Genomic DNA, 23,639 nt, shown 5'->3' on the forward strand with positions numbered 1-23,639 from the left:
CGGCTTCGGACGTGAGGTTGCGGTTCGGGCGGTGCGCCGCCTATCCCGCAATCTCCCGTTCGACCACCAGCTCTTCGCCGTCGATCCGCAGGAAGGACCCGACCTCCAGATCGCCACGTGCGATGGCGTCGTTGATGAGGATCTGCGCCTCCGCGAGTGTGATCGTCCGGTCTTCGAAGAAAACCGACCCGTCGGCGTGGCGGATGATCCGGAACGTTGCGGTGGTCATCCGGGTATTCTCCTTTGGCAATGCCCTTTCGATAACCGGCGCGCGGCTCATTCGTCGCGCCGGCATCGATTCTCGCGCGGGGCCGCAGCCATCGGACGGGACAGCGGGTGTGTCAATGACCGGAATGTTCTATCTGCGGATAGTTGACCGGGCGCGAACCAAAGGGTAGCCAAGAGGAGCGGAGGCTCCGCAGCGCGAGGAGGATCATCAGGGTGAAAGACGACGCCGAACTCATCCGCCATCCGTTTTCCGAAGCTCCGGACAATGGGACGGTCCGGGAGGTGGCGCCGGGTGTGCTGTGGCTGCGCCTGCCGCTGCCCTACGCGCTGGACCACGTCAACCTCTACCTGTTCGAGGAGGGGGACGGCTGGGCGCTGTTCGACACCGGGCTGGGCGACGACGTCAGCCGCGACTGCTGGGACCGCCTGCTGCGCGGTCCGCTGGGCGGCAAGCCGATCGTCCGGCTGGTGGTCAGCCACTTCCACCCCGACCATGTCGGTCTGGCCGGCTGGCTGCACGAGCGTTTCGCCCCGCCGCTGCACATGACGCAGAGCGAATATTTCTACGCCAAGCTTCTGCAGCAAGGCCGCGATCCCCAGACGCTGGAGGCGCAGGAGACGTTCTACCAGACCGGCGGCCTGTCGCCCGACGAGATCCAGCAGATGCTCGGCCGCGGCCTCAGCTACCTGAACCGCACGACCGGGCTGGCCCCCAGCTTCGAGCGGATGATCCCCGGCCAGACCCTGCGGCTGGGCGGGCGCGACTGGCGCATCCTGACCGGCGGCGGCCACTCGCCGGAGCAGGCGATGCTCTATTGCGCCGCCGACCGGCTGTTCCTGGCCGCCGATCAGGTGATCGCACGCATCTCCCCCAATGTCAGCGTCTCGGCGATGCAGCCCAAGGCCGATCCGCTGGGGCTCTACCTGTCGTCGCTGGCCGCGATCCGCGAGGAGGTGGCGGCGGACTCGCTCGTCCTGTCCGGTCACCGGCTGCCCTTCTACGGGCTGGACCACCGCACCCGCGCGCTGGAGGCCCACCACGCCGACCGCTGCGCACAGATCGCCGAGGCCTGCCGCGCCAAGCCGCTGAGCTGCAAGGAGCTGGTGCCGGTGCTGTTCCGCCGGGCGCTGGATTCCCACCAGCTCAGCTTCGCCTTCGGCGAGGCGCTGGCCCACATCAACCATATGGTCGGGCGCGGCGAGCTGCGCACCGAGACGCGCGCCGACGGGGTGCTGGCCTACCACAGCGCCTGATCCCGGCGGCGCAGGCTCAGCGGCAGACGCGGTAGGCCCCCATGTCGAGGTGGAAGTGGTCGCGGTGGGCCTCGTTGTAGTCGGGGCCCAGCACCGCGCGGAAAACCTCGCAGGCGCCGTCGCGCACCTCGCGCAGGAAGGCACCCTTAGGGCCGTCGGCCGGACTCCAGTCGCCGGGCAGGGCGATGGTGGTGCCGTCGGCCAGCGTGAAACCGGCGATGTCGAGGGCGTTGGCGGTTGCGTGCTCGCTGCGGCGCCCCTCCGCCCGGCCGTAGACGTTGCGGCAGGCGTAGCTTCCCAGATGGCGCACGCGAGTCACGCGCTGGCCGAAATGGCGCTGCGCCGCGGGCTGGAGCGTGTGCGTCTCGAACAGCATCCAGGCGGCGGCGAGCGGGCAGGTGACCGTGAAGCCGCTGTTGAAGGCCACCGCCGAGCGGCTGATCTGCACCGCGTCGGTCAGGCCGCAGCCCGGTCCGCTCTGCCGGTCGGTCACCGGACGGAAGCGCAGGCCCGCGGCGCCCAGGACGGCGTGGCACTGCCGGGGCGCGCCGTCCAGCCGGGACAGCTTGAGGCGGGTCAGCAGGTTCGGCACGTCCCCGATGTCCAGCGGCGCCCAGGGGTCGTAGCGGGGCGGAACCGTCACCGCGCCCGTTCCCACCAGCCCCGCCCCGCCCATGGCGGCCAGAAGCAGCACAGCCGACGTCCAGCGCAAGAACCGTCCCATGCGTTTGCCCAATCTCCCCGTTGCGGCACCGTCGGCTGAACAGCGGGAACGCCCGCGCGGCTTCCCCGGATCGTATTCCCCCTAATTGCTTATGAACCGGCGGTGGGGGCGGACTGTTGTCCAAGCGGCGGTTCATCCGTTCGTGCAATTGGACGGAGCGTGACTTCCATGCCACAGTTCCAGCGTTGCCCTTCGTCACGCGGTGAGGGAGAGTCCGATGTCCGATGCACATGATGAAGTCCTGGCCATGCAGGGCCGGACCGAACGCGCGAATTCCACGATCCCGCTCACCGCTTCCTCCGCGCTGGCCTCCGCCGCCGCGCTGTTCCGGAAGATCGAAACGCCCCCGCCTCCGTCCCCACCCGCCGAGGAATGGATCGTCGGTGACGCCGGGGCCTTCGGCATCGGCGCCTACGGTCGCCTGCCCGCCGCAGCCCCTGCGGCGTCGGTGGCGCCGGACCTGCTGGCGCGGCGGGAACTGGCGGCACGGCTCGATGGCGGGATGGCCGAAGACACCGCCGGCTGAGGCGCGATCGTCGCTCAGCCGTCCTTGCGGTACAGGTCGACCAGCGCCGTGAGGACGGCGGGGTCGTCGTAGCGGCCGAGGAACAGGTCGCCGATGGCCCGGCGCAGCAGGATGCTGATGCGGGCGCGGGCGCGGCCATGGACGGCGCCCTCCAGCCGGCGGCAGCGGTTGCACAGCAGGCGAACCCGCTCGACCGCCGAGCGGGTGATGCGCAGCGCTTCGACGCTGACCAGGATGTCGGTGGTGGCGGCGTACTCGGTGGCTTCCGGCCAGGGCACGCGGCGCCCGCGACCGTCGCGCCACGTCTCATCCGCCCCGTCGTACCAACGACCGTCGGGCAGGCAGCGCACGACGACTCCATCGGGCCGCCCGCAGCAACGGCAGCGCAGGTTTCCCGAGGTCTCCCCCACACGCACCGGATCGAGATAGGGCGCACGGATCTGCATCCGGCCCCCCGAGCGTGTCGGCCTGCCCCGCATCGGCTGTCCCATTCCCTGGCTTTGAACGCCCCACCCCGGGGGCGGTCCCCGGCGGGACGGGGACCATGACACGGAACGGCCGGTTCCGCGCGTGACTTCTGCGCGGGTCAGGCCGCGAAGGGCATCAGCAGCAGCGTGATGGAGGCCAGCGTGAAGGCGGCCATGGAGCGGCGCCCCACGGCGACGGCGGCCTCGTCCTGCCCGCTCTCCTCCAGGCGCAGCGCCAGGAAGCCCTGGGCCATGCCCGACGCGAAGGTGATGATGTGGATGATCGCGAGGCCGGGCAGCGCGTCCAGCCCCAGCAGCAGGGTGACCGCGCCCAGCACCATGCCGTTGAAGGCGGCCTGCCGCAGGATCGGTTCCCAATGCTCGCGGGCGACGAAGGTTTCGACCATGTCCAGCGGATGGCCGTTCCGCTCGTCCGGATCGGTGTACAGGCTCATGGCTGGGCTCCACAGGTTCGGTGGGGCTCCGCCCGACAGGGTCTCAGGGCGGTGCGGTGTCAGGATCGGCGGATGCTGTCCGCCATCTTTTTGGCGACGGTCAGCAGATCGCCGTCGGCCTTGTTGCCGGTGACGGTGTAGGCGACCAGCCCGGCCCGCCAATAGACGAGCCGCAGGCTGTCATGCACCACGGTGTGCAGGGTGCCGTCCTGCGCCGGCTCGCCTGACGCGACGAACAGGGTCAGCAACTCGCCGTCCGGTTCCCTGTAGAGAAACTGGAGAGCGGTGCCATGGTTCCATGGCACGATGCTGGCCCGGATCAGGGTCAGTTCCGGACCGATGGCGGGAAGCGCCACCGTCATGCCGCGGCCCTCCGGCAGCGGCACCTGGGCGGTCTGCGTCGGGACCGGCGTGGCGTCCATCTGTGGCGGGGTCGGCTGCAGCGTGTTGAGCGCGACCGCCTTGGAATGCGCCTCCGCCGCCTCGTCGGCGAAGGCGGGGACGTCGTCGATCTCGCCGGCCAACTGAGGCCCGGTGCCCGCGCCCGACTGCACCCACACGGTCAGGCTCCACCCCCCCATGACCAGCAGCATGGCGGCGGCCAGCGGGGCGACCCGCCGGGAGAAGCGGTCCATGTCCAGGCGCCAGCGCAGGCGCCCGGCCAAGGTTTCGGTCTCCTGCACCGAAACGGCGGCCATCATGTCCAGGCCCAGCTTCAGCATCTCCTGCTGGTGCCGGTATTCGTGCAGCTTGGCGGCCAGGGCCGGATTCGCGGCCAACTGCGCCTCGAAGGCGGCGCGGCGGGCCGGCTCCATCTCGCCGTCCATGTAGAGATGCAGGTCGGCGTCCTGGTTGAGGCTGATGGGATCACCGCCCATGGCTCACCTCACCGCCCGCAGGGCGGGCTGGGCACGATCCCGGTGCCCCATCTCGACGCGCAGCGCTTCCCGCCCGCGGGCCAGGCGCGACATCAGCGTGCCCAGCGGGATGTCCAGTTGGCGGGCGGCCTCCTGGTAGCTCATCCCCTCAACGGCGACGAGGGTCAGGACGCGGCGCTGCTCGTCGGGAAGGGTGGAGAAGGCCTCGATGGTCCGCATCAGCTCGACATGGTCGGGCTGGTTGGGCGGCAACTGCCCGTAGGCCATCGCCTCGATGGCCGAGGCGCCGCGCGCCCGCACCTGCTCCCGCCGCACCCCGTTGACGTGGACGTTGTGCAGGATGCCGAACAGCCAGGACCGCAGGTCGCCGTTCGGTCGGAAGGTCCGGGATCCGGAAATGGCGCGCACCAGCGTCTCCTGCACGAGATCCTCCGCATCGTCGCGGTTGCGCGCCAGCGCGAGGGCGTAGCGGCGCAGGGAGCGCAGTTGATTCGACAGTTGATCGCGCAGGCTGAACGTCACGTCTCCACCCCGTGGACTGGATTTTCCCGAATTCCTGCTCCGTTTTCGTTTCGGGAGGGCCTTTTAATCCCGGGGCGGGACGCTTTCCGCGGTCAATCGTCGTCGTGGTCGCGGGACGGCCGGTGCAGCGTGCCATCGGCGAGGATGATCTCGCTGGCCAGCAGCCCGCCCTTGTGAGCACGTCCGGTGACGGTGATGGGCGCGCCTTGGGCAATGCCTTGCGGCAGGGCGCCGCGCATCCTGACATCCGTCCGTGCGCTGTCGTCCTGAACGGTCATCCAGTTGACGCCCACCGCGGCGACCGACCCGGAGACGGTGCCGCCCCCGGTCCGCAGCACCTCGGCGACCGGCTGTGGCGAGGTGGCCTGGACCGTATGTTGCCGCTCGCCGGCGTCGGCTGGACCGGCGAGCAGAAGGGCGGCGAAGGCCGCAGGCAGGAGTGGGAGGGTGGTCGACCGAGTCATGATCCTGTCTCCATCGCAAGGGGCGGGAGGTCCGCCCGAACAGGAGTGATCATGGCAAGGGGCGGCTGAGCCTCGCCTGAACGGGGCGTTCAAGCACGGTTCAGGAAGACCGGTCACAATCCGCTTGATCGGCGGGGAGCAGCCTATAAATTAGAAATATCTCATTTAAAGGGTGGACGTGGCCCATGCCATCCATCGAGCCATCCATCGAGCCATCCATCGAGCCGCCGCTCGACCCCGCCGAGCTGGAAGCGCGGGCCGCCGAGGCGGAAGCCTTCCTGCGCTCCATCGCCAGCCGCCACCGGCTGATGATCCTGTGCAGCCTGCTCGACGGGGAGATGCCGGTGGGCGACCTCGCGCGGCGGCTCGGCCTGTCGCAGTCGAACCTGTCCCAGCATCTCGCCAAGCTGCGGGACGAGGGGCTCGTCGCCACCCGGCGGGACGGCACCTCGATCCACTACCGCATCGGATCGGACCGGGTGCGCCCGATCCTGCTGGAGCTGTACCGCCAGTTCTGCGTCGGCGCGCGCTGCGTGGCCGACGCGGACCCCCGCCCCTGAAACACTTCTCTCAGCGCTCGACCGGCCCGGACGCGGCCATCCAGGCGGCCATGCCGCCGTTCAGCCGGTAAATATCCCCGGCAAATCCGCTGGCCGCCATCTGGGCCGACGCCGGGCCGCAGCGTCGCCCGCTCTGGCAATGGAAGACCAGATGCTTGCCCGTCGCGTCCGGCACGCGGGCCGGGTTAAACTGCGACAGCGGCACCAGCGTGGCGCCGGGGATGCGGCCGGCGCGGTGCTCGTGGGGTTCGCGGACATCGACGATCACCGCCGAGCCGTCCTTCAGCCAGCCCATGACGGTGGCCGCGTCGACGGTCTTGATCCGGTCGCTCATAGCGTTTGCGCTCCGGTTGAGGCCGAGGAAGGAGAATAGGGTTTTGAGCATGGTAATCCCTGGATGTTGGAAGGTTCACGATGGTCGGCGGCGTCCCCGCGCAGGATGATGTAAATTGCCGGGATCACCAGCACCGTCAGAAGGGTGGAGCTGAACAGCCCGAACAGCAGCGAGATCGCCAGACCCTGGAAGATCGGGTCGGTCAGGATGAAGGCGGCGCCGATCATCGCGGCGACGGCGGTCAGCAGGATCGGCTTGAAGCGGATGACCCCGGCCTCCAGAACCGCCTCGCGCAGCGGCATCCCGCGCTCCCGCAGGTGGCGGATGAAATCCACCAGGAGAATGGAGTTGCGCACGATGATTCCGGCCAGCGCGATGAAGCCGATCATCGAGGTGGCCGTGAAGGGCGCCCCGAACAGCCAGTGGCCCAGCACAATGCCGATCAGCGTCAGCGGCACCGGCACCAGGATGACCAGCGGCAGCTTGAAGCTGCCGAACTGCGCGACGACCAGCAGATAGATGCCGAGGATCGCCACCCCGAAGGCCGCCCCCATGTCGCGGAAGGTGACGTAGGTGATCTCCCACTCGCCGTCCCACAGCAGGACGGGCCGGCTCTGGTCGTCGGGCCGGCCGTGCAGGCGGATCTCCGGCGCGGCGGGCAGCCCGGCGGCGGCCCAGTCGACGGACTTCAGCCGCTCCTGCACCGCCAGCATGCCGTAGACCGGCGCCTCGAACCGGCCGGCCAGATCGGCCATGACCATCTCCGCGAAGCGCCCGTTGTGGCGGAACAGCGTGTGGGAGGCAGGCTCGCGGGTCATCGTCACCAGATCGCCCAGTTCCACCGTGCCGCGCGCGCCCGGAACCGGGGTGGCAAGGAGGCGCTCGGACAAGAACAGGCCGGAGCGCGGCATCCGCACGGCGATCTCGATGGGCGTGCGCCCCGCGCCGCGGTGCGAGTAGCCGACGGGAACGCCGCCGGTCAGCGCGCGCAGCGTGTCGTAGACGGCCTGCTCCTCCACGCCGTGGAACTCCAGGCTTTCGCGGTCCAGCGCGAAACGCAGCCGGTCGCCGGTCGGGCGGATGCTGTTTTCCACATCGACGATGAAGTCCACGCCGCGGAAGGCGTCCTCCACCGCCAGCGCCGCCCTGCGCCGGGTCTCCGCGTCGGGGCCGTAGACCTCCATGAGCAGGGTGGAGAGCACCGGCGGGCCGGGCGGCACCTCGACCACCTTCAGCACGGTCCCGGCGGGCAGGGGGAGGGCGGAGAGCCGAGCCCGGATGTCGAGCGCGACCGCGTGGCTGCTGCGGCTCCGTTCGCCCTTGGGGGCGAGGTTGACCTGGAGGTCGCCCTGCTCCGGCTGGTCGCGCAGATAGTAATGCCGGACCAGACCGTTGAAGGTGAAGGGGGAGGCGGTCCCGGCGTAGGCCTGGACGCTGGCCAGCTCCGGCAGGTCGGCGATGGCGCGGGCGGCGGCGAGCAGGGCGCGCTCGGTGTCCTCCGGCGCCGCGCCGCGCGGCAGGTCGAGCACCACCTGAAGCTCCGACTTGTTGTCGAAGGGCAGCAGCTTCACCGCCACGTCCTGGCTGTAGAACAGCCCCGTCGAGGCGAGCGTCGCCACCCCGACCGCCAGCAGGAAGACCCAGGCGCGGCGCTTGCTGCGCACCAGCGGGCGGGCGACGGCGCTGTAGAGGCGCCCCAGCCGCCCGCCGTCCTGCCCGCCATGTCCATCCACTGGGGTTTCCCCGGGACTCAGCGTCACCATCAGCCAGGGCGTCAGCACCATGGCGACGAAGAAGCTGAAGACCATGGCGGCGGAAGCGTTGGCCGGGATCGGGCTCATGTAGGGCCCCATCAGGCCGGACACGAACATCATCGGCAGCAGCGCGGCGATGACCGTCAGGGTGGCGACGATGGTCGGATTGCCGACCTCGGCCACCGCCTCGACGGCGGCCTGGACCTTGCTCCGCCCGTCGCGCATCGACCAGTGGCGGTCGATGTTCTCCACCACGACGATGGCGTCGTCGACCAGGATGCCGATGGAGAAGATCAGGGCGAACAGGCTGACGCGGTTGATGGTGTAGCCCATCAGCCAGGACGCGAACAGGGTCAGCAGGATCGTCGTCGGGATGACCACCAGCGTCACCAGCCCTTCGCGCCAGCCGATGGCCAGGACGATCAGCCCGACGATGGTGACGGTGGCGAGCGCCAGATGGAAGAGCAGCTCGTTGACCTTCTCGTCGGCCGTCTCGCCGTAGTCGCGGGTGACGGTCAGCGTCAGGTCCTTCGGCAACCCGTCGGCCTGGATGGCCTGGACGCGCGCCAGCACGCGGTCGGCGATGGTGACGGCGTTGGCCCCGCCGCGCTTGGCGATGGCGATGGTGACGGCGGGGGTGCGGACCAGCCCGCCTTTGCCGTCCGGCACCAGATGCCAGGCGCTGCTCTCGTCGGGACGCGCCCCGGCAACCACGTCGGCCACGTCCTTCACATAGACGGGCCGTCCGTCGCGGGTGGTGACGAGGAGCAGCCCGATGTCCGCCGTGCCCTGGAGCGTCCGGCCGGCGACCACCGGCAGGCTGCCGCCCGCGCTGCGCAGCGACCCGGCGAGGAAGGAGCGGTTGGCGTTTCTCACCTTGTCGACGAGCTGGTTCAGTGTGACGCCGTAAAGCGCCAGCCGTTCCGGGTCGGGCTCCACGCGGATCTGGTCGGGGCTCCCCCCGACGATGACACTGCGCCCGACATCCTCGACCTGGGTGAGCTGGCCCAGCAGGTCGTCGGCCACGCCGTGCAGGGCGTTGACGGTCCAGCGCCCCGCGGCCTCCGCCCGGGGCGACAGGGTGAGCGTCAGGATGGCGACGTCGTTGATGCCGCGCCCTACGATCAGCGGTTCCGGGATGCCCAGCGGGATGCGGTCCAGGCTGGCGCGCACCTTCTCGTGCACGCGCAGGATGGCGTCGTCGGACGGGGTCCCGACGAGGAAGCGCGCGGTGACCACCACGCGGTCGTCCATGGTCTGGCTGTAGGTGTGCTCGACCCCGTCGATGCCTTTGACAATCTCCTCCAGCGGCCGGGTGACCAGCTCCACGGCGTCGCCGGCCTTCAGCCCGTCGGCCTGGACGAGGATGTCGACCATAGGAACGCTGATCTGCGGCTCCTCCTCGCGCGGGAGGGACAGCAGGGCGATGGCGCCGACCGCCAGCGAGGCGAGCAGCAGCAGCGGGGTCAGGGGGGAGCGGATGAAGGTCCGCGTCAGCACCCCGGACAGGCCGAGCCTCATGGTGTCCCCCTCACGAGCCCGCCGGGCGGACGATCACGTCGCCGGGCTTCAGACCGGACAGGATCTCCAGCCCGCCGGGTTGGCCGTCCAGCGCGGGAATGTCGCCGCCCGCCTGGACCGGAACCTCCGTCCCGTCGGCCAGCCGGACGAAATCGGTGCCGAAGCGGCGCAGCAGCCAGTCCGGTGGGATCACCACCGCATCGCGCGTGCCGGTGGCGACGTAGACCCGCACCCGCTCGCCGACGAAGAAGTCGCCCAAGCCATCGACCGTGGCGTCGGCGACCACTTGCCCCCCGGCCATCTCGGGATAGACCTGCCGGACGGTGCCGCGCGCCAGCGCCGTGGCGCCGGGATCGGCGACGATCACCGGCGCCAGCCCGCGCCGACCGACCAGCACCGGGTCGCCCTCCTTCAGGAAGCGGGCGTGCCGCTCCGGCAGGTGGAACCGCAGGATGTAGGTGTCGGTGGCGATGCTGGCGACCGGCTCGCCCGGCATCACCACGGCGCCGGCGATCACCTTGACCTGAAGGACGCGCCCCGCGGCGGGGGCCAGCACCTCCCCCTCCCGCGCCTGCTGGGCGACGACGGAGCGTTCGGCTTCCATGGCGGCGATCTGGGCGCGGGCGACGTCCAGCGCCGCCTGGGCGTCGTCCAGCCGCTGCTGCGTGCCGGTGCCGCTGGCGCGGAGCTGGCGGGCGCGGCCCAGCTCCAGCTCCGCCTGACGCTGCTGCGCCGTCAGCGCCCGGATGCGCGCGTCGAGTGCGGCAAGCTGGAGCGGCAGCTTGGGGTCGCGCACCGTGGCGATAACCTGACCGACGGTCACCTTGTCACCCTCCGTCACCGTCAGGTCGGCCACCGTGCCGCCGATGCGGGCGCGGGCCAGCGTCTCGCGCACGCTTTCCACCGTGGCGAAGACGGCCTTCAGGTCCTCCACCGGGCGCGGCTGCACGGTCAGGCTGCCGGGTTCGCCCGCCGTCGCGGACAGGGGCAGGAGGACTGCCAGCAGGACGAGCAGCGCCTTGCGGGCTGGCGTGTGTGGGAGGAGGGAGCGGGGCATGGCGGGCCACTTCGGACGGGAGGAACGGGACTCAGGGTGTCTTGACACCATATTTTAGATATTGCTAAATTAGTGTCAACGAATGAAATGACCCCGCCAACCGGCACGGAGGAGACCGCATCGTGAGCATCGACCGCGTCGTCATGGCTTTCGCCGGAACCATGATCCTGCTGAGCCTCGCCCTGTCCCAGATTCACGGTCCGGGGTGGTTGTGGCTGACCGCTTTCGTCGGGGCCAACCTGCTCCAGGCGGCCTTCACCGGCTTCTGTCCGCTGGCGATCGTGCTGAAGCGGATCGGCCTGCGCCCCGGCGCCGCCTTCCCCTGAGCGCATGCGCCCGCGCGGATTGAAAGCGGCGGCGTAAGGGTGTATGCGGCGCGTCGGGGGCCGTTCCGGCGGTTCCCCCGCGTCTTCACCCGTCCGAAGGATGCCATGCGGTTCACCGTCCGCCCGGTCTGCCTGATGCTGGCGCTGCTGGGGATGCTCTCCGCCGGGCTTCCTGCCCGGGCGGCGGAGTCGCCGATCCGCGTCGGCGTGCTGGCCTACCGTGGCGGCGACCACGCCAACGCCGTCTGGGAACCGACCGTCCGCTATCTGGCGGAGCGCTTTCCGCAGCGCGGGGCGGAGATGGTGCCGCTCGACCTGCCGGGCATGGACGCGGCGGTGGCCGCCGGCGGCGTCGATTTCGTCCTGACCAACACCGGCAATTACGTGGAGCTGGAGGCCCGCCACGGCGTCACCCGCATCGCCACGCTCCATTCCTCCCGCTCCGGCGCGTCGGGGGCGGCGGTGGGCTCGGCCCTGATCGTCCGCGCTGGGCGCGACGACATCCGCGGCCTCGCCGATCTCAAGGGCAAGTCCGTGATGGCGGTGGACCCCGACGCCTTCGGCGGCTTTCAGGTCGCCTGGGGGGCGATGCTGACGGTCGGGGTCGATCCTTACGCCGACCTGAAGGAGCTGCGCTTCTCCGGCTTCCCGGTGGACCGCGTGGCTTTCGCCGTCCGCGACGGCGCGGTCGACGCCGGCGTTCTGCGCGCCTGCGTGCTGGAGGAGCTGGCTGAGGAAGGCCGCCTCGACCGCACGCAATTCCAAGTGGTCGGCGCCCGGACGGAGCCGGGGTTCGGCTGCGCCCTGTCCACAGGCCTCTACCCCGACTGGCCGCTCGCCCGGCTGGCCGGTACGCCGGAGGAACTGGCCAAGGCGGTGGTGGTCGCTCTGTTCCAGATGCCGGACGGCCATCCGGCGGCGCTGGCCGGCGGCTATGAGGGCTGGACGGTGCCGATGGACTACCAGCCGGTCCACGGCCTGTTCCGCAGCCTGCGCATCGGCCCCTACGAGCATCTGCGCGACGTCACCCTGCTCGACCTCGCGCGCGAACACTGGCACTGGCTGGCGCTGGCGGCTCTGGCCCTGCTGTGGTGGGCGGTCCATTCGCTGCGGGTGGAGCATCTCATCAAGGTGCGCACCGCCGAGCTGCGCGCCGCCAACCGCGAGCTGCGCCGCGAGATGGCCGAACGCCGCCGCGCCGAGGACACCGCGCGGGAACGGCAGAAGGAGATGGACCATGTCGCCCGCCTCTCCATCCTCGGCGAGATGGCCAGCAACATCGCTCATGAGCTGAACCAGCCGTTGGGCGCCATCGCCAACTACGCGCGCGGCTGCACCCGGCGGCTGGAGGCCGGGGTGGGCAGCGCCGCGGAGTTCGCCGAGGCCTCCCGCGCCATCGCCGCCCAGGCCGACCGCGCCGGGCAGATCATCGCGCGCATCCGCGATTTCGTGCGCAAGCGCGCCGCGCAGCTGGAGCCGGCGGACGTCAACGGCGCGGTGGAGGCGGCGCTGCAGCTCTGCGAAGGGCGGGCGCGCAGCGGCAACATACCGGTCACCCGCGCGCTGGCCTCCGGCCTGCCGCCGGTCCTGGCCGACCGGGTGCAGATCGAGCAGGTCGTCCTGAACCTCGTCAAGAACGCGCTCGACGCCATGGATGATGGGGCGGGGGAGAGCAGGGGCGTCACCGTGCGCACCGGCCTGGACGGGGAAGGACGTGTGGAGATCGCCGTGGCCGACCGTGGGCACGGGCTGTCGGAGGACGCGCGGGCGCGGCTGTTCGACCCCTTCTTCACCACCAAGCCGGGCGGCATGGGCCTTGGTCTGTCGATTTGCCGGACCATCGTGGAAAGCCACGGCGGCCATCTCTGGGCCACCGATCATCCGGGCGGGGGCACCGTCGTGCGCTTCGTCCTTCCCGTAGCGGAGGAAAAGGACAATGCAGGCTGACGCGGCCCGCACCGTTTACGTGGTGGACGACGATCCGGCGATGCGCCATTCCCTGGGCTGGCTGATCGGCTCGCTGGGGGTGGCGGTGGAGTCCTTCGGGTCCGGCGAGGAGTTCCTGCGCGCCGTCCGCGCCGACCGGCCCGGCTGCCTCGTCACCGACGTGCGGATGCCGGGGATGAGCGGGCTGGAGTTGCAGGACACGCTGGCCCGCGCCGGCTCCGTCCTGGCCGTCGTGGTCATCACCGGCCACGGCGACGTGCCGATGGCCGCCCGCGCCTTCCGCGCCGGGGCGGTGGATGTCATCGAGAAGCCCTTCAACGACCAGCTTCTCCTCGACCGGGTGCACGAGGCGCTGGAGAAATCGCGCTGGGCGTGGGAGGCGCAGGCGCGCAAGGCCCAGGTTCGCGCCCTGCTGGCCCGCCTGACCCCGCGGGAGCGGCAGGTCGCCGATCTGGTGGTGCAGGGCAAGCCGAACAAGGTCATCGCCGCGGAGATCAACCTCAGCCTGAAGACGGTGGAGGTGCACCGCCACAACGTCATGGACAAGCTGGAGGTCGCCTCCGTCTCCGACCTGACCCGGCTGCTGATCGAAGCTGAATAGCCGTCAAACAGCCGCCATCGCCTGCCGCACCCAGCCGAGCAGGGCGGGCAGCGGCATCGCCCCGGCGGTGCGCGCCACCTCGCGCCCATGGTGGACCAGGACGAGGGTCGGGATGCTGCGCACGCCGAAGCGGGCGGCCAGATCGGGTGCGGCCTCGGTGTCGACCTTGGCGAGGCGGACGTGGGGTTCCAGCTGGCCGGCGGCCTGCTCGAAGACCGGCGCCATCATCCGGCACGGCCCGCACCATTCCGCCCAGAAGTCGATGAGCAGCGGCAGGTCGCTGCGCTCCGCCTGGGCGGTGAAGCGGGCGGCACTGAGCGCGATCGGCTTGCCCTGGAACAGCGGCTGGCCGCAGCGGCCGCACTTGCCGGCGCCGGGCTGGTCCAGGCGTCCGCGCGGCATGCGGTTCAGGGTGTCGCAGCTTGGGCAGGCGACGTGCAGAAGATCGGACATGGCGCGGCTTCCCTCCGGGACGGGCATCTTTATGAGCGTGATCTAATGCAGCGCGCGGCGGGCGCAAGAGGCCGGTGGCGCGGGACAGGGCTGCGGGCGGCGACCCTTTTCCGCGTGGTGGCACGCGGAGGACACGACGCAGGGATGTGCGCCTTCGGCATTGCGGTGGGCGGGGCGCTGTTCCTAGAATGCCGGCCCGTGGCCGCTGTCCCCGCCAGGAGCGGCCAAGTTCTTTCGCCCACATCCTTTCCGCAGAACCGCGATTTCGAATGAAGCCTTCCTTTTCGTCCGCCTCCGCCGCCGGTTGTTCCTCCATGGACGAGTCCGGTTCCGTTTTGGCGCGCGCGCGGGCTCTGACGGCGGGATGGGGCGCCGGGGCACGGGCGCTGTCCACGCTGCCCGCCGCCGCGGTCCCGGTGCCCTATCGGACGCTGCTCGACCACGACCGCGGCATGACCGCCGTCCTGTCGGAGCGGTGGGGCGAGCCGGTGGGCGTGCGGGTGCTGCGCCAGCGGACGGAGCCGGACGGGACGGCGCTGCTGCGCGACATCGTGCTGACCGTCGGGCCGGACGCGCTGCCGGTTGAACTGGCGAGCATCCGCATCGCGCTCGACGGCTTTCCTGCGACCTTCGCCGAACAGCTTCAAGAGGGGACGGAGCCCTTCGGGCGCCTGCTGACGCGCAACGGCGTCGCCTTCTCGGTGGAGGTGCTGGGCCTGCTGACCGCTCCCGCCGCCGACGTCTTCGCCGCGGAAGGGCGCCTGTCCCCCAGAGCCACGCTGTATGGGCGCCTTGGGCGGCTGGTGCGGGCGGACGGCTGGACCATCGCGGAAACGGTGGAGTTGCTTCCCCGCGCCTGAAGTCTGATGCTGGGCTATCGCATTTGGCCTTTATAACCCTCGCCCCTCCGGGGAGAGGGTGGCCCGTAGGGCCGGTGAGGGGGATGTGCTTTGACGGCACGTCCGGTGACAGCGCACCCCCCTCACCCTAACCCTCTCTCCAGAGGGGAGAGGGAACTTCCTATCCAGTCGCCCCGAAGTCTGATGCCGAACGGGGTGTCATCCGGCTGGCCATCTGCTAAATCTGCAAGACCGTCCACCTTCTCCCCAACGGTGACCATGACCGCTCCGCATCTCCCGTATCTGTCGCAGTTCTCGCTGGAAGGCCGGGTGGCGCTGGTCACCGGGTCCGGGCGCGGGCTGGGTCTGGAAATCGCCCGCGCCATGGCCGGGTCGGGCGCCCATGTGCTGCTGAACGGGCGCGACGCCGCGCGGCTGGAACCGCAGGCCGAGGCCATCGCCGCGGCGGGCGGGCGGGCCTCGGTGCTGGCCTTCGACGTGGCCGACCGCGACGCGGTTCGGGACGCCTACGCGCGGATCGCCCGGGACCACGGACGGCTGGACGTGCTGGTGCAGAATGTCGGGCAGCGCAACCGCAAGCCGCTGACCGACTTTGCGGACGAGGAGATCAGCGACCTGCTCAACGTCGATCTGGCCGCCGGCCTGATCCTGGCGCGGGAGGCGGCGCGGCTGATGCTGCCCCAGGGCTTCGGGCGGCTGATCACGGTGACCTCCATCTCCGGGCAGATCGCCCGCGCCAACGACGCGGTCTACGCCGCCGCCAAGGCCGGGCTGGCCGGCATGGTGCGGGCGCTCGCCGCCGAGTATGGCGCAAAGGGCCTGACCAGCAACGCCATCGCGCCGGGCTTCTTCGCGACGGAGACCAACGCCGGCATCACCGGCAACCCGGCCCTGTCCGCCTATTTCGAGGGGCGCACCCCGATCGGCCGCTGGGGCCGCCCGGAGGAGATCGCCGGGGCCGCGGTGTTCCTGGCCTCGCCCGCCGCGTCCTACGTCAACGGGCATGTGTTGGTGGTGGACGGCGGCGCCACCATTCTCATGTAAGGCCGGTCTTAGAGGAATTTCCGCCGCCATGCTGGCGATCCCCTTGTCATGCGCCGATCCGGCGGAGGCCTTCCGCGCGCTGTCCGGACAGCCCTGGTCGATGCTGCTCGACAGCGCCGCCCCGCACCCGGCCCATGGCCGCTACAGCTACATCGCGGCGGAGCCGTTCCGCACCCTGGAGTCGCTGGACGGGCGGGCGCATCTCGACGGCCGCCCGGTGGACGGCGACCCCTTCGCCGTGCTGGCGGAGGAGCTGGCGCGCCACGCCCGGCCCGACAGCCCGCCGGGACCGGCGCCTTTCTGCGGCGGGGCGGTCGGCTTCATCGGCTACGAGGCGGGGCTGCGGCTGGAACGCATCCGCTCGCGCCACGCCAACCCCGGCGGCCAGCCGGAGATGGCCTTCGGCTTCTACGACGCGGTGGCCGCCTTCGACCATGCGGAGCGCCGCGCCTGGGTGATCGCCGCCCGCCCGGAAGCGGAGGGCCGCGCCCGCGCCCTGGCGGCCCGGCTGGAGGGCGGCGGAGCGTCCCCCCTCGGCCCCATCCCGGCCGCCCCCTGGCGGAGCGAGCTGGAGCGCGACGACTATCTGGCGCGGGTGGAGCGGGTGCTGGAGTACATCCGGGCCGGCGACATCTATCAGGCCAACTTCACGCAGCGCTTCCTGGCCGACCGGCCCGCCGGGCTGGACACCTACGCGCTGTACCGCCGGCTGCGCGCGATCAGTCCGGCGCCCTTCGCCGCCTATCTCGACTGCGGCCCGCGCCTGTGCATCGCCAGCGCCTCGCCGGAGCGCTTCATCCGCCTCAGCGCCACCGGGGAGGTGGAGACGCGCCCGATCAAGGGCACCCGCCCGCGCTACGCCGACCCCGCCGCGGACGCCGCCGCCGCCGCGGAGCTGGTGGCCAGCGTCAAGGACCGGGCGGAAAACCTGATGATCACCGACCTGCTGCGCAACGACCTCGGCCGGGTGTCGCGGGTTGGCAGCGTCCGGGTGCCGACGCTTTACGGGCTGGAGAGCTTCGCCAGCGTCCATCACCTCGTCTCGGTGGTCACGGCGCGGCTGCGGCCCGGCCTGGGGGCGGTCGACCTGCTGCGGGCGGCGCTGCCCGGCGGCTCGATCACCGGGGCGCCCAAGATCCGCGCCATGCAGATCATCGACGAGCTGGAGGTGGCGCGGCGCGGCGCCTATTGCGGTTCCGTCGCCTGGCTCGGCTTCGACGGCGCGATGGACAGCAGCATCGTCATCCGCACCCTGTCGATCACGCCGGATGCGGTGATCGCCCAGGCCGGCGGCGGCATCGTCGCCGATTCCGACCCGGCGGACGAGCATGAGGAGATGATGGTCAAGATCCGCGCCCAGCTCCGCGCGCTGGGGGAGGCCTGACCATGAGCCCGGCCATGACCGTCGTCTGGCTGAACGGCCGCCTGCTGCCGGCGGCGGAGGCACGGATCGATCCGGCGGACCGCGGCTTCACGCTGGGCGACGGGTTGTTCGAGACGATCCGCGTGGCCGGCGGCACCGCACGCCATCTCGACCGGCATCTCGCCCGGCTGGCCGACAGCGCGGCGCTGCTCGGCCTGCCGCTTCCCCACGACGCGGCGGCGATGGCCGTCGCCACCGAGGCGCTGATCGCGGCGCAGGGCTGCGTGGAGGGTGTACTGCGGATCACGCTGACGCGGGGGACCGGAGCGCGCGGCGTGCTGCCGCCGGCGGACGCCGTGCCGACGCTGCTGATGACGCTGGCGCCCGCTCCGCCGCCCGCCGGCCCGGTGGAGGCGGTCATCGCCCTTTGCACCCGGCGCAACGAGCATTCGCCGCTGTCGCGCGTGAAGTCGCTGAATTACCTGGATTCCATCCTCGCCCGGCAGGAGGCGGCGACGCGTGGCGCGGGAGAGGCGCTCCTGCTCAACAGCGCGGGCCGTCTGGCCGAGTCCAGCGTGGCGAACCTGTTCATCGTCCGGGACGGGCGCCTGCTGACCCCGCCGGTTGCCGAGGGGGCCCTGCCGGGCATCCGCCGCGCCCTGATCCTGGAGCGGGGCGATGCCAGTGAGGCGTCGCTTTCCGTCGCCGACCTGCTGGGAGCCGGGGAAGCCTTCCTGACAAACAGCCTTGGACTGCGCCCGTTGCTGCGCGTGGACGGGCTGGCCATCGGCGCCGGAACCGTGGGACCGGTGACGGCGGCCCTGCTGACGGACATTGCGGCGGAATAGAGCGGCCGGTTACGGGCGGATGTAGGACCAGCCTTCTTCCTGAAGCTGCATCAGCCGGACCACGCCGGAGGGCACCAGCTTGGCTTCCGGCACCATGGGGACCTCGCCCTGTTCCACGCGGATCATGCCATTGCGGGTGTTCTCGCAGGCGGAGTAGGTCAGGGTCGGCAGGCTGCCCTTCAGCGACGCCAGCCGGTCCTTCACGGGCGAGCGATCGGCGCGCAGCATGTGCAGGCCGGGGCCGAAGGTGACCAGTTCGACCTCCACCGTCTCGCCGATGTTCTTGTAATACTCGATGATGTTCTTGACGTTGTTCAGCGCCATGTTCATCAGCGCCGGATCGTTGCTGCTGACCTGGATGGCGACACGGTGAACGCCGGGCTGGTCCGCTCCGGCCTTCCGCCCAGCCATGGCGGCGGTCATCCCGGCGAATCCGGCCAGAGCCAACGCCGCCCGGCGCGTGGAGCGCATCGCCATGTCATCCTCCCTTCCCGTGTGGGGGCATCCGCTGTCCTAGCACAATGACCCCGCCCGCCGCTTGTTCCCGAACGGAGAGGCCGCGCAACGGAAGGGGGAGGCGGTCAGCGGCGCAGCGCGTGCCGGGCGGCCTGCACCATCATCATCTCCCCCACATTCTCCGGGGTGACCAGACCGACCAGCCGCCCGTTCCCGTCATCGACGCCGACCGCGGGCAGGCTCTTCTCCTGCATCAGCCGCAGCGCCTCCTCCAGCTTGCCGTGCCGGTGAATGACGGGGATGTCGGGGCGCATCACCTCCAGCACCGGCATGTCCGGGCCGCGGTCGCGCAGGGCGCGGATCAGGTCGTCGCGGGTCAGCACGCCGCGCAGCGTCCCGGCCCCGTCCACAACGGGAAACTCGTGCTGGGTCGTGCGGATCAGGCATTGCACGGCGTCCTCCAACACGCCGGAGGGCGGCAGTGTCTCGAAACGGGTGACCATGGCGTCGGACACCACCACGCCGTGGGTGATCTCGCGCATCTGCACCGCGTGGGCTTCGGACGAGGCGCCCAGATAGACGAACAGCGCGATGAACAGCAGCATCGGGTTGCCGAACAGCCCGAGCAGCCCCAGCCCGATGGCCACCGCCTGCCCGACCGAGGCCGCCACCTGGGTGCCGCGGACATAGCCCATGCGGCTCGCCAGCACCGCCCGCAGCACACGCCCGCCGTCCATGGGGAAGGCCGGGATCAGGTTGAACAGGGCCAGGAACAGGTTGACCACGGCCAGCCGTGACAGCACGTCGATCCCGGCGTTCTGCACCTCCGCCGCCCCCGCCGGCACGAAGCCGCCGAGCGCCGCGTAGAGCAGCGCCGCGATCACCAGATTGACCGCCGGGCCGGCCAGGGCCACCACCAGCTCCTGCGACGGCTTTTCCGGCAGACGCTCCAGACGGGCCACCCCGCCGATGGGCAGCAGCGTGATGTCCGGCGTGCGGACGCCGTAGCGCCGGGCGGCTAAGACGTGTCCGAACTCGTGCAGCAGGACGCAGAGGAACAGCAGCGAGAGGAAAACCACCCCCTCCAGCGCCGCCGGCCAGCCGCCCTGGGCGTGGTAGGCGGCGCCGATCCACAATAGGAACAGGAAGAAGGTGATGTGGATGCGGATCACCGTGCCCTTCACGGTGCCGATGGGGATCGACCAGCTCATCCCGACCTCGCCTCGCGCTGTGACCGTTGTTCGACAGACTCCTTATGTGGTGTCGCGCGGCGTACGGCGTCATGGTCCTGCTGGACGGAGGGCTGGGGCCGGCCCAGCCCTCCGACGGCCTTACAGGCCCCAGACGACGTCGTTGAACCAGTAATCCGTGCCGCTGAGGTTCAGATACTCGATCCGGCCGGTGCCGGCGGCGCTGCCGTTCCAGAAGTCGTCGATGATGATGTACTCGCTGATGGTGCCATCGGCGGCGTCGGCCTTGGTGAAGAACAGAAGGTCGTTGGAATCGCCGCCGAAGGTGCTGGCCCGGTAGTATTCGAGCTGGTTGGGCGCCGTGGGGCCGTTCATGCGGAGCCGGTCGTAATCCCCGTGCGAATCCGAAATGAGATCGATGCCGTCGGAATTGCAGGTGTAGAGGTAGTTGTCGCTGTCGTAGCCGCCGTAGAGGACATCGTTGCCGGCCCCACCCGCCAGAACGTCCAGGCCGACATCCGACCCGTAATCCCCGAACAGCGTGTCGTTGCCGGCCCCGCCGTACAGCGTGTCGTTGTTGTTCCCGCCGTAGAGGAAGTCGTTCCCTGCCTCGCCGCTCAGCAGATCGTTGTTGTCGTTGCCGTACAGCGTGTCGGCCCCATTGCCGCCGTACAGGCTGTCGTTTCCGAAGCTGCCGTACAGCGTGTCGTTGCCGTCGCCACCATCAATATAGTCGGCGTCGGTGTTTCCGAGGATGTCGTCGTTTCCCCCCTGTCCGAACAGCATGTTCGGGCCCGAAGGAGCGTCATAAATATCGTTTCCGGACGTTCCGTACCAGGTCGTCATCGTAAGTTTCTCCAAATCATTGGCCGTATACGGCGTATCTTTTTCGCCGTCAGCGTGAATTGAAGTCAATTGACCGAATTTTGAAACTGGTTACTCTTGTATAAATTAGATATCGAATGCATTCAGCGGAATGCAAATTAGCAATATATCAACGATGGAAGCCGTTGATATGTCTTGCGTGAAGCGCGATTAGTTATCTAACTAATGGAAAGCGTCAATTTGACGCGTCTGTCTGGCGTCTTTGTTTCTGATGATGGGGATTGTTTTTGCACGCCGGACAAATCCGTTCGCGGCGGAGATCCCGCAACGAACGCCTGGGAATCGCACAGCCAACCGCGAGGCCGCCGGCGCGGTGGGTCGCGAAGGGCGCTCAGGTCATCGCGCAAGCCTCCGGCTCGTGCCGCGGCCTTCCATATCGTCGAGCGTAAAGCCCGGCGCATCAGGCGTTGCGCTCGACGGTTTTCACGGCACGGGTGCCGCCGGCGCTCGATTCGAGGCTACACCGCCTTCAAATGGCGGACCGGGCGGCCGGGGGAGAGGGCTTCCGCGGCGCGGACGATGGCCTGGGCGTCGATGCCGTGATGGCGGTAGAGGTCGGCGATGGTGCCGGTCTGCCCGAAATGCTCGACCCCCAGCGCCCGCGTGCGGTGGCCGTGGACCGAGCCGAGCCAGCCCAGCCCCGCCGGATGCCCATCCTGCACCGTCACCAGCGCGCAATGGGGCGGCACGCCCTCCAGCAGCCGTTCGACGTGGGAACGCGCGTGGGGCTTGCCGCGCTCGCGCGCCCGCTGCGCGGCGCTCCAGCCAGCGTGCAGCCGGTCGGCGGAGGTGACGGCCAGAAGCCCGACGTCGCGGCGGTCCTCGCCGAGCATGCCCACCGCCTCGATGGCCTCCGGCGCCACCACGCCGCTGTAGGCGACCACCACCTGGGCGTTCGGGCCGGGGCGGCGCAGCCAGTAGGCGCCCTGGACGATGCCGCTCTCCAGCTCCGCGTCCATGGTCCGGACCGGCTGCTCCAGCACGCGGGAGGACAGGCGCAGATAGACCGATCCGCCGGTCTCGTCGCGCAGCCAGTTGCGCTCGTCCGGCTCTCCCTCGCCCTCCCGCTGCATGTAGTCGAAGGCCCAGCGCATGGTGACGGCCAGCTCGTCGGCGAAGGCCGGCTCGAAGCAGGCCAGCCCGTCCTGAGCCATGCCGACCAGCGGCGTGGCGATGGACTGGTGCGCCCCGCCTTCCGGGGCCAGCGACACGCCGGACGGGGTCGCCACCAGCAGGAATCGCGCGTCCTGGTAGCAGGCGTAGTTCATCTGGTCCGCCGCCCGCATGACGAAGGGGTCGTAGACGGTGCCGATGGGCAGCAGCCGCTCTCCGAACAGGGAATGGGACAGGCCCAGCGCCGACAGCAGGATGAACAGGTTGGATTCGGCGATGCCCAGCTCGAAATGCTGCCCGTCGGGGGAGAAGTCCCATGTGTAGGTGGAGGGAATGCGCTCCTTCTTGAACAGGTCGGCCAGCGCGCTCTTGGCGAACAGGCCGCGGCGGTTCACCCAGGCGCCGAGGTTGGTGGAGACCGTCACGTCCGGCGCGGTCGTCACGATGCGCTCCGCCAGCTCCGTCTTCTCCCGCCCCACCTCGTTCAGGATCAGGCCGAAGGCCGCCTGGGTGGACAGCGCCTTTTGCGCCGGAGCGGCCAGGGCCGCGGGCACCGGCACCGCCGCGGCACCATGGCGCCGCCGTCCCTTGGCCGCGAAAGGCACGCGTTTCAGGAAGCCGTCCAGCTCGGATTCCGGCAGGTTCAGCCCTTCGAAGCGGTCCCACTCATGGCCCGGACGGACGGCGTTGGCGGCGCGGAACGCCTCCATCTGCGCCGGGGTCATCAGACCGGAATGGTTGTCCTTGTGGCCGGCCAGCGGCAGGCCTGCGCCCTTGATGGTGTAGGCGATGAAGCAGACCGGCCGGTCGTGCGTGCGCGCCTGGGCGAAGGCGTCGAGCAGCGAAGGCAGGTCGTGGCCGCCGAGATTGCCCATCAGAAGGGCCAGCTCCTCGTCGGTGCGGCGCTCGATCAGCCGGGTCACCGGTCCCTGGTCGCCCAGATCGTCGAGCAGCCGCTTCCGCCACGCCGCCCCGCCCTGGTAGGTCAGCGCGGAATAGAGCTGGTTCGGGCACTGGTCGATCCAGGCGCGCAGGCGCTGGCCGCCCTCCTCTTGGAAGGCCGCCTGCATCAGGGCGCCGTATTTCAGGATCACCACGTCCCAACCGAAGGCGCGGAAGATGTTCTCCAGCCGCTCCCACAGCCCCTCGCGGATCACCGCGTCCAGGCTCTGGCGGTTGTAGTCGACGATCCACCAGGTGTTGCGCAGCCCGTGCTTCCAACCTTCCTGAAGCGCCTCGAAGATGTTGCCCTCGTCCATCTCGGCGTCGCCGACCAGCGACACCATGCGCCCCTCCGGCCGATCCTTCGCCCAGCCCTTGGCCTTCACGTAATCCTGGACCAGCGAGGCGAAGAGCGTCTGCGCCACCCCAAGCCCGACCGAGCCGGTGGAGAAGTCCACGTCGTCCACGTCCTTGGTCCGCGACGGGTAGGACTGGGCGCCCTTGAAACCGCGGAAATTCTCCAGATTCCCGCGCGTCTGGTTGCCCAGCAGATACTGGATGGCGTGGAAGATCGGGCTGGCGTGCGGCTTCACCGCCACCCGGTCCTCCGGGCGCAGGGCCTGGAAATAGAGCGCCGTCATGATCGTCGCCAGCGAGGCCGACGACGCCTGATGCCCGCCGATCTTCAGCCCGTCCTGGTTGGGGCGGACGTGGTTGGCGTTGTGGATCGTCCAGGACGCGAGCCAGAGAACCTTGCGCTCCAGCTCGCGCAGGCGGGCGAGGTCGGAGTGGTTCGGAACGGTCGCGTCCATGTTGGTGCCTCTCTTGACGGAACGGCGGTCGATGATTGGTGGAGCCTATCATTTG

General features: G+C 70.1%; 25 protein-coding genes. 10 read left to right on the forward strand and 15 right to left on the reverse strand.

Going from position 1 to position 23,639, the window contains the following annotated elements; all coding sequences use genetic code 11:
- Window positions 1-40: 40 nt before the first annotated feature.
- A complete protein-coding gene (locus tag ACWPN5_RS27990; RefSeq protein ID WP_492298649.1) occupies window positions 41-229 on the reverse strand; it encodes a hypothetical protein in 189 nt (62 codons plus the stop codon).
- A 212-nt stretch (window positions 230-441) separates the two neighbouring features.
- Between ACWPN5_RS27990 and ACWPN5_RS27995 the strand changes: the two genes are divergently transcribed.
- Window positions 442-1,482: an MBL fold metallo-hydrolase gene (locus ACWPN5_RS27995; protein WP_145682060.1), complete on the forward strand. Its 1,041-nt coding sequence runs from the start codon at window positions 442-444 to the stop codon at window positions 1,480-1,482.
- Window positions 1,483-1,498: 16 nt separating this feature from the next.
- Here ACWPN5_RS27995 and ACWPN5_RS28000 read toward each other — a convergent pair whose 3' ends face one another.
- Window positions 1,499-2,206 (reverse strand): extensin-like domain-containing protein, encoded by a 708-nt coding sequence (locus ACWPN5_RS28000; protein ID WP_492298651.1) that lies wholly within the window; start codon window positions 2,204-2,206, stop codon window positions 1,499-1,501.
- Between the two features lie 217 nt (window positions 2,207-2,423).
- Here ACWPN5_RS28000 and ACWPN5_RS28005 point away from each other — a divergent pair, with 217 nt between their 5' ends.
- A complete protein-coding gene (locus ACWPN5_RS28005) occupies window positions 2,424-2,732 on the forward strand; it encodes a hypothetical protein (protein ID WP_145682062.1) in 309 nt (102 codons plus the stop codon).
- Between the two features lie 14 nt (window positions 2,733-2,746).
- On the opposite strand, the gene ACWPN5_RS28010 is transcribed toward ACWPN5_RS28005, so the two are convergent.
- The 5 genes from ACWPN5_RS28010 to ACWPN5_RS28030 form a co-directional block, all read right to left on the reverse strand.
- Window positions 2,747-3,178 carry a hypothetical protein gene (locus ACWPN5_RS28010; RefSeq protein WP_145682063.1) on the reverse strand — a complete coding sequence of 144 codons (432 nt, stop codon included), beginning with the start codon at window positions 3,176-3,178 and terminating at the stop codon, window positions 2,747-2,749.
- A gap of 140 nt (window positions 3,179-3,318) precedes the next feature.
- On the reverse strand, window positions 3,319-3,654 hold the full coding sequence (locus ACWPN5_RS28015) for a hypothetical protein (protein ID WP_114859641.1): 336 nt from the start codon (window positions 3,652-3,654) through the stop codon (window positions 3,319-3,321).
- A 59-nt stretch (window positions 3,655-3,713) separates the two neighbouring features.
- Window positions 3,714-4,532: an anti-sigma factor family protein gene (locus ACWPN5_RS28020; RefSeq protein ID WP_492298653.1), complete on the reverse strand. Its 819-nt coding sequence runs from the start codon at window positions 4,530-4,532 to the stop codon at window positions 3,714-3,716.
- A gap of 3 nt (window positions 4,533-4,535) precedes the next feature.
- Entirely contained in the window at window positions 4,536-5,054 is a 519-nt protein-coding gene (locus tag ACWPN5_RS28025) for a sigma-70 family RNA polymerase sigma factor (protein WP_200476923.1), read from the reverse strand.
- A 92-nt stretch (window positions 5,055-5,146) separates the two neighbouring features.
- Window positions 5,147-5,518, reverse strand: coding sequence for a cytochrome c maturation protein CcmE (locus ACWPN5_RS28030; protein WP_492298655.1), 372 nt, complete (start codon window positions 5,516-5,518; stop codon window positions 5,147-5,149).
- 185 nt (window positions 5,519-5,703) lie between these two features.
- On the opposite strand from ACWPN5_RS28030, the gene ACWPN5_RS28035 reads away from it, so the two are divergent.
- A complete protein-coding gene (locus ACWPN5_RS28035; protein WP_492298656.1) occupies window positions 5,704-6,078 on the forward strand; it encodes an ArsR/SmtB family transcription factor in 375 nt (124 codons plus the stop codon).
- Between the two features lie 10 nt (window positions 6,079-6,088).
- On the opposite strand, the gene ACWPN5_RS28040 is transcribed toward ACWPN5_RS28035, so the two are convergent.
- Genes ACWPN5_RS28040 through ACWPN5_RS28050 form a run of 3 tightly spaced genes read right to left on the reverse strand, consistent with a single transcriptional unit; the run spans window position 6,089 to window position 10,744 of the window.
- Window positions 6,089-6,412 (reverse strand): rhodanese-like domain-containing protein, encoded by a 324-nt coding sequence (locus ACWPN5_RS28040; protein ID WP_492298657.1) that lies wholly within the window; start codon window positions 6,410-6,412, stop codon window positions 6,089-6,091.
- Window positions 6,409-9,687, reverse strand: coding sequence for an efflux RND transporter permease subunit (locus ACWPN5_RS28045; protein WP_492298659.1), 3,279 nt, complete (start codon window positions 9,685-9,687; stop codon window positions 6,409-6,411). The genes ACWPN5_RS28040 and ACWPN5_RS28045 overlap by 4 nt, the downstream gene beginning before the upstream one ends.
- A gap of 10 nt (window positions 9,688-9,697) precedes the next feature.
- Window positions 9,698-10,744, reverse strand: a complete 1,047-nt coding sequence (locus ACWPN5_RS28050) for an efflux RND transporter periplasmic adaptor subunit (protein ID WP_492298661.1) — start codon at window positions 10,742-10,744, stop codon at window positions 9,698-9,700.
- A 122-nt stretch (window positions 10,745-10,866) separates the two neighbouring features.
- Between ACWPN5_RS28050 and ACWPN5_RS28055 the strand changes: the two genes are divergently transcribed.
- The 3 genes from ACWPN5_RS28055 to ACWPN5_RS28065 all read left to right on the forward strand — a co-directional run bounded on the left by ACWPN5_RS28055 (window position 10,867) and on the right by ACWPN5_RS28065 (window position 13,618).
- Window positions 10,867-11,070 (forward strand): YgaP family membrane protein, encoded by a 204-nt coding sequence (locus ACWPN5_RS28055; RefSeq protein WP_492298663.1) that lies wholly within the window; start codon window positions 10,867-10,869, stop codon window positions 11,068-11,070.
- A 105-nt stretch (window positions 11,071-11,175) separates the two neighbouring features.
- Window positions 11,176-13,017 (forward strand): sensor histidine kinase, encoded by a 1,842-nt coding sequence (locus ACWPN5_RS28060; RefSeq protein ID WP_492298665.1) that lies wholly within the window; start codon window positions 11,176-11,178, stop codon window positions 13,015-13,017.
- On the forward strand, window positions 13,007-13,618 hold the full coding sequence (locus tag ACWPN5_RS28065; protein ID WP_200476916.1) for a response regulator transcription factor: 612 nt from the start codon (window positions 13,007-13,009) through the stop codon (window positions 13,616-13,618). Before ACWPN5_RS28060 ends, ACWPN5_RS28065 begins: the two co-directional genes overlap by 11 nt.
- A 3-nt stretch (window positions 13,619-13,621) precedes the next feature.
- On the opposite strand, the gene trxC is transcribed toward ACWPN5_RS28065, so the two are convergent.
- Window positions 13,622-14,071: a thioredoxin TrxC gene (gene trxC, locus ACWPN5_RS28070; RefSeq protein ID WP_200476915.1), complete on the reverse strand. Its 450-nt coding sequence runs from the start codon at window positions 14,069-14,071 to the stop codon at window positions 13,622-13,624.
- A gap of 314 nt (window positions 14,072-14,385) precedes the next feature.
- Between trxC and ACWPN5_RS28075 the strand changes: the two genes are divergently transcribed.
- From ACWPN5_RS28075 to ACWPN5_RS28090, 4 genes are all read left to right on the forward strand, one after another.
- On the forward strand, window positions 14,386-14,931 hold the full coding sequence (locus tag ACWPN5_RS28075) for a hypothetical protein (RefSeq protein ID WP_492298668.1): 546 nt from the start codon (window positions 14,386-14,388) through the stop codon (window positions 14,929-14,931).
- Window positions 14,932-15,189: 258 nt separating this feature from the next.
- The gene (locus ACWPN5_RS28080) at window positions 15,190-15,975 is read left to right on the forward strand and encodes an SDR family oxidoreductase (protein ID WP_145682075.1); all 786 of its coding nucleotides are present in this window, start codon (window positions 15,190-15,192) and stop codon (window positions 15,973-15,975) included.
- A 28-nt stretch (window positions 15,976-16,003) separates the two neighbouring features.
- On the forward strand, window positions 16,004-17,359 hold the full coding sequence (gene pabB / locus ACWPN5_RS28085; RefSeq protein WP_492298670.1) for an aminodeoxychorismate synthase component I: 1,356 nt from the start codon (window positions 16,004-16,006) through the stop codon (window positions 17,357-17,359).
- A gap of 2 nt (window positions 17,360-17,361) precedes the next feature.
- A complete protein-coding gene (locus tag ACWPN5_RS28090) occupies window positions 17,362-18,186 on the forward strand; it encodes an aminotransferase class IV (RefSeq protein WP_247888222.1) in 825 nt (274 codons plus the stop codon).
- 9 nt (window positions 18,187-18,195) lie between these two features.
- Here ACWPN5_RS28090 and ACWPN5_RS28095 read toward each other — a convergent pair whose 3' ends face one another.
- The 4 genes from ACWPN5_RS28095 to ACWPN5_RS28110 form a co-directional block, all read right to left on the reverse strand.
- Entirely contained in the window at window positions 18,196-18,663 is a 468-nt protein-coding gene (locus ACWPN5_RS28095; protein ID WP_014242042.1) for a DsrE family protein, read from the reverse strand.
- 104 nt (window positions 18,664-18,767) lie between these two features.
- Window positions 18,768-19,853: a site-2 protease family protein gene (locus tag ACWPN5_RS28100; protein WP_492298672.1), complete on the reverse strand. Its 1,086-nt coding sequence runs from the start codon at window positions 19,851-19,853 to the stop codon at window positions 18,768-18,770.
- A gap of 120 nt (window positions 19,854-19,973) precedes the next feature.
- Complete coding sequence (locus ACWPN5_RS28105) at window positions 19,974-20,678, reverse strand: calcium-binding protein (protein ID WP_145682078.1); 705 nt, start codon at window positions 20,676-20,678, stop codon at window positions 19,974-19,976.
- A 497-nt stretch (window positions 20,679-21,175) separates the two neighbouring features.
- Complete coding sequence (locus ACWPN5_RS28110; protein WP_492298675.1) at window positions 21,176-23,584, reverse strand: thiamine pyrophosphate-binding protein; 2,409 nt, start codon at window positions 23,582-23,584, stop codon at window positions 21,176-21,178.
- Window positions 23,585-23,639 lie beyond the last annotated feature (55 nt).

Source organism: Azospirillum sp. UENF 211521 (assembly GCF_058780535.1).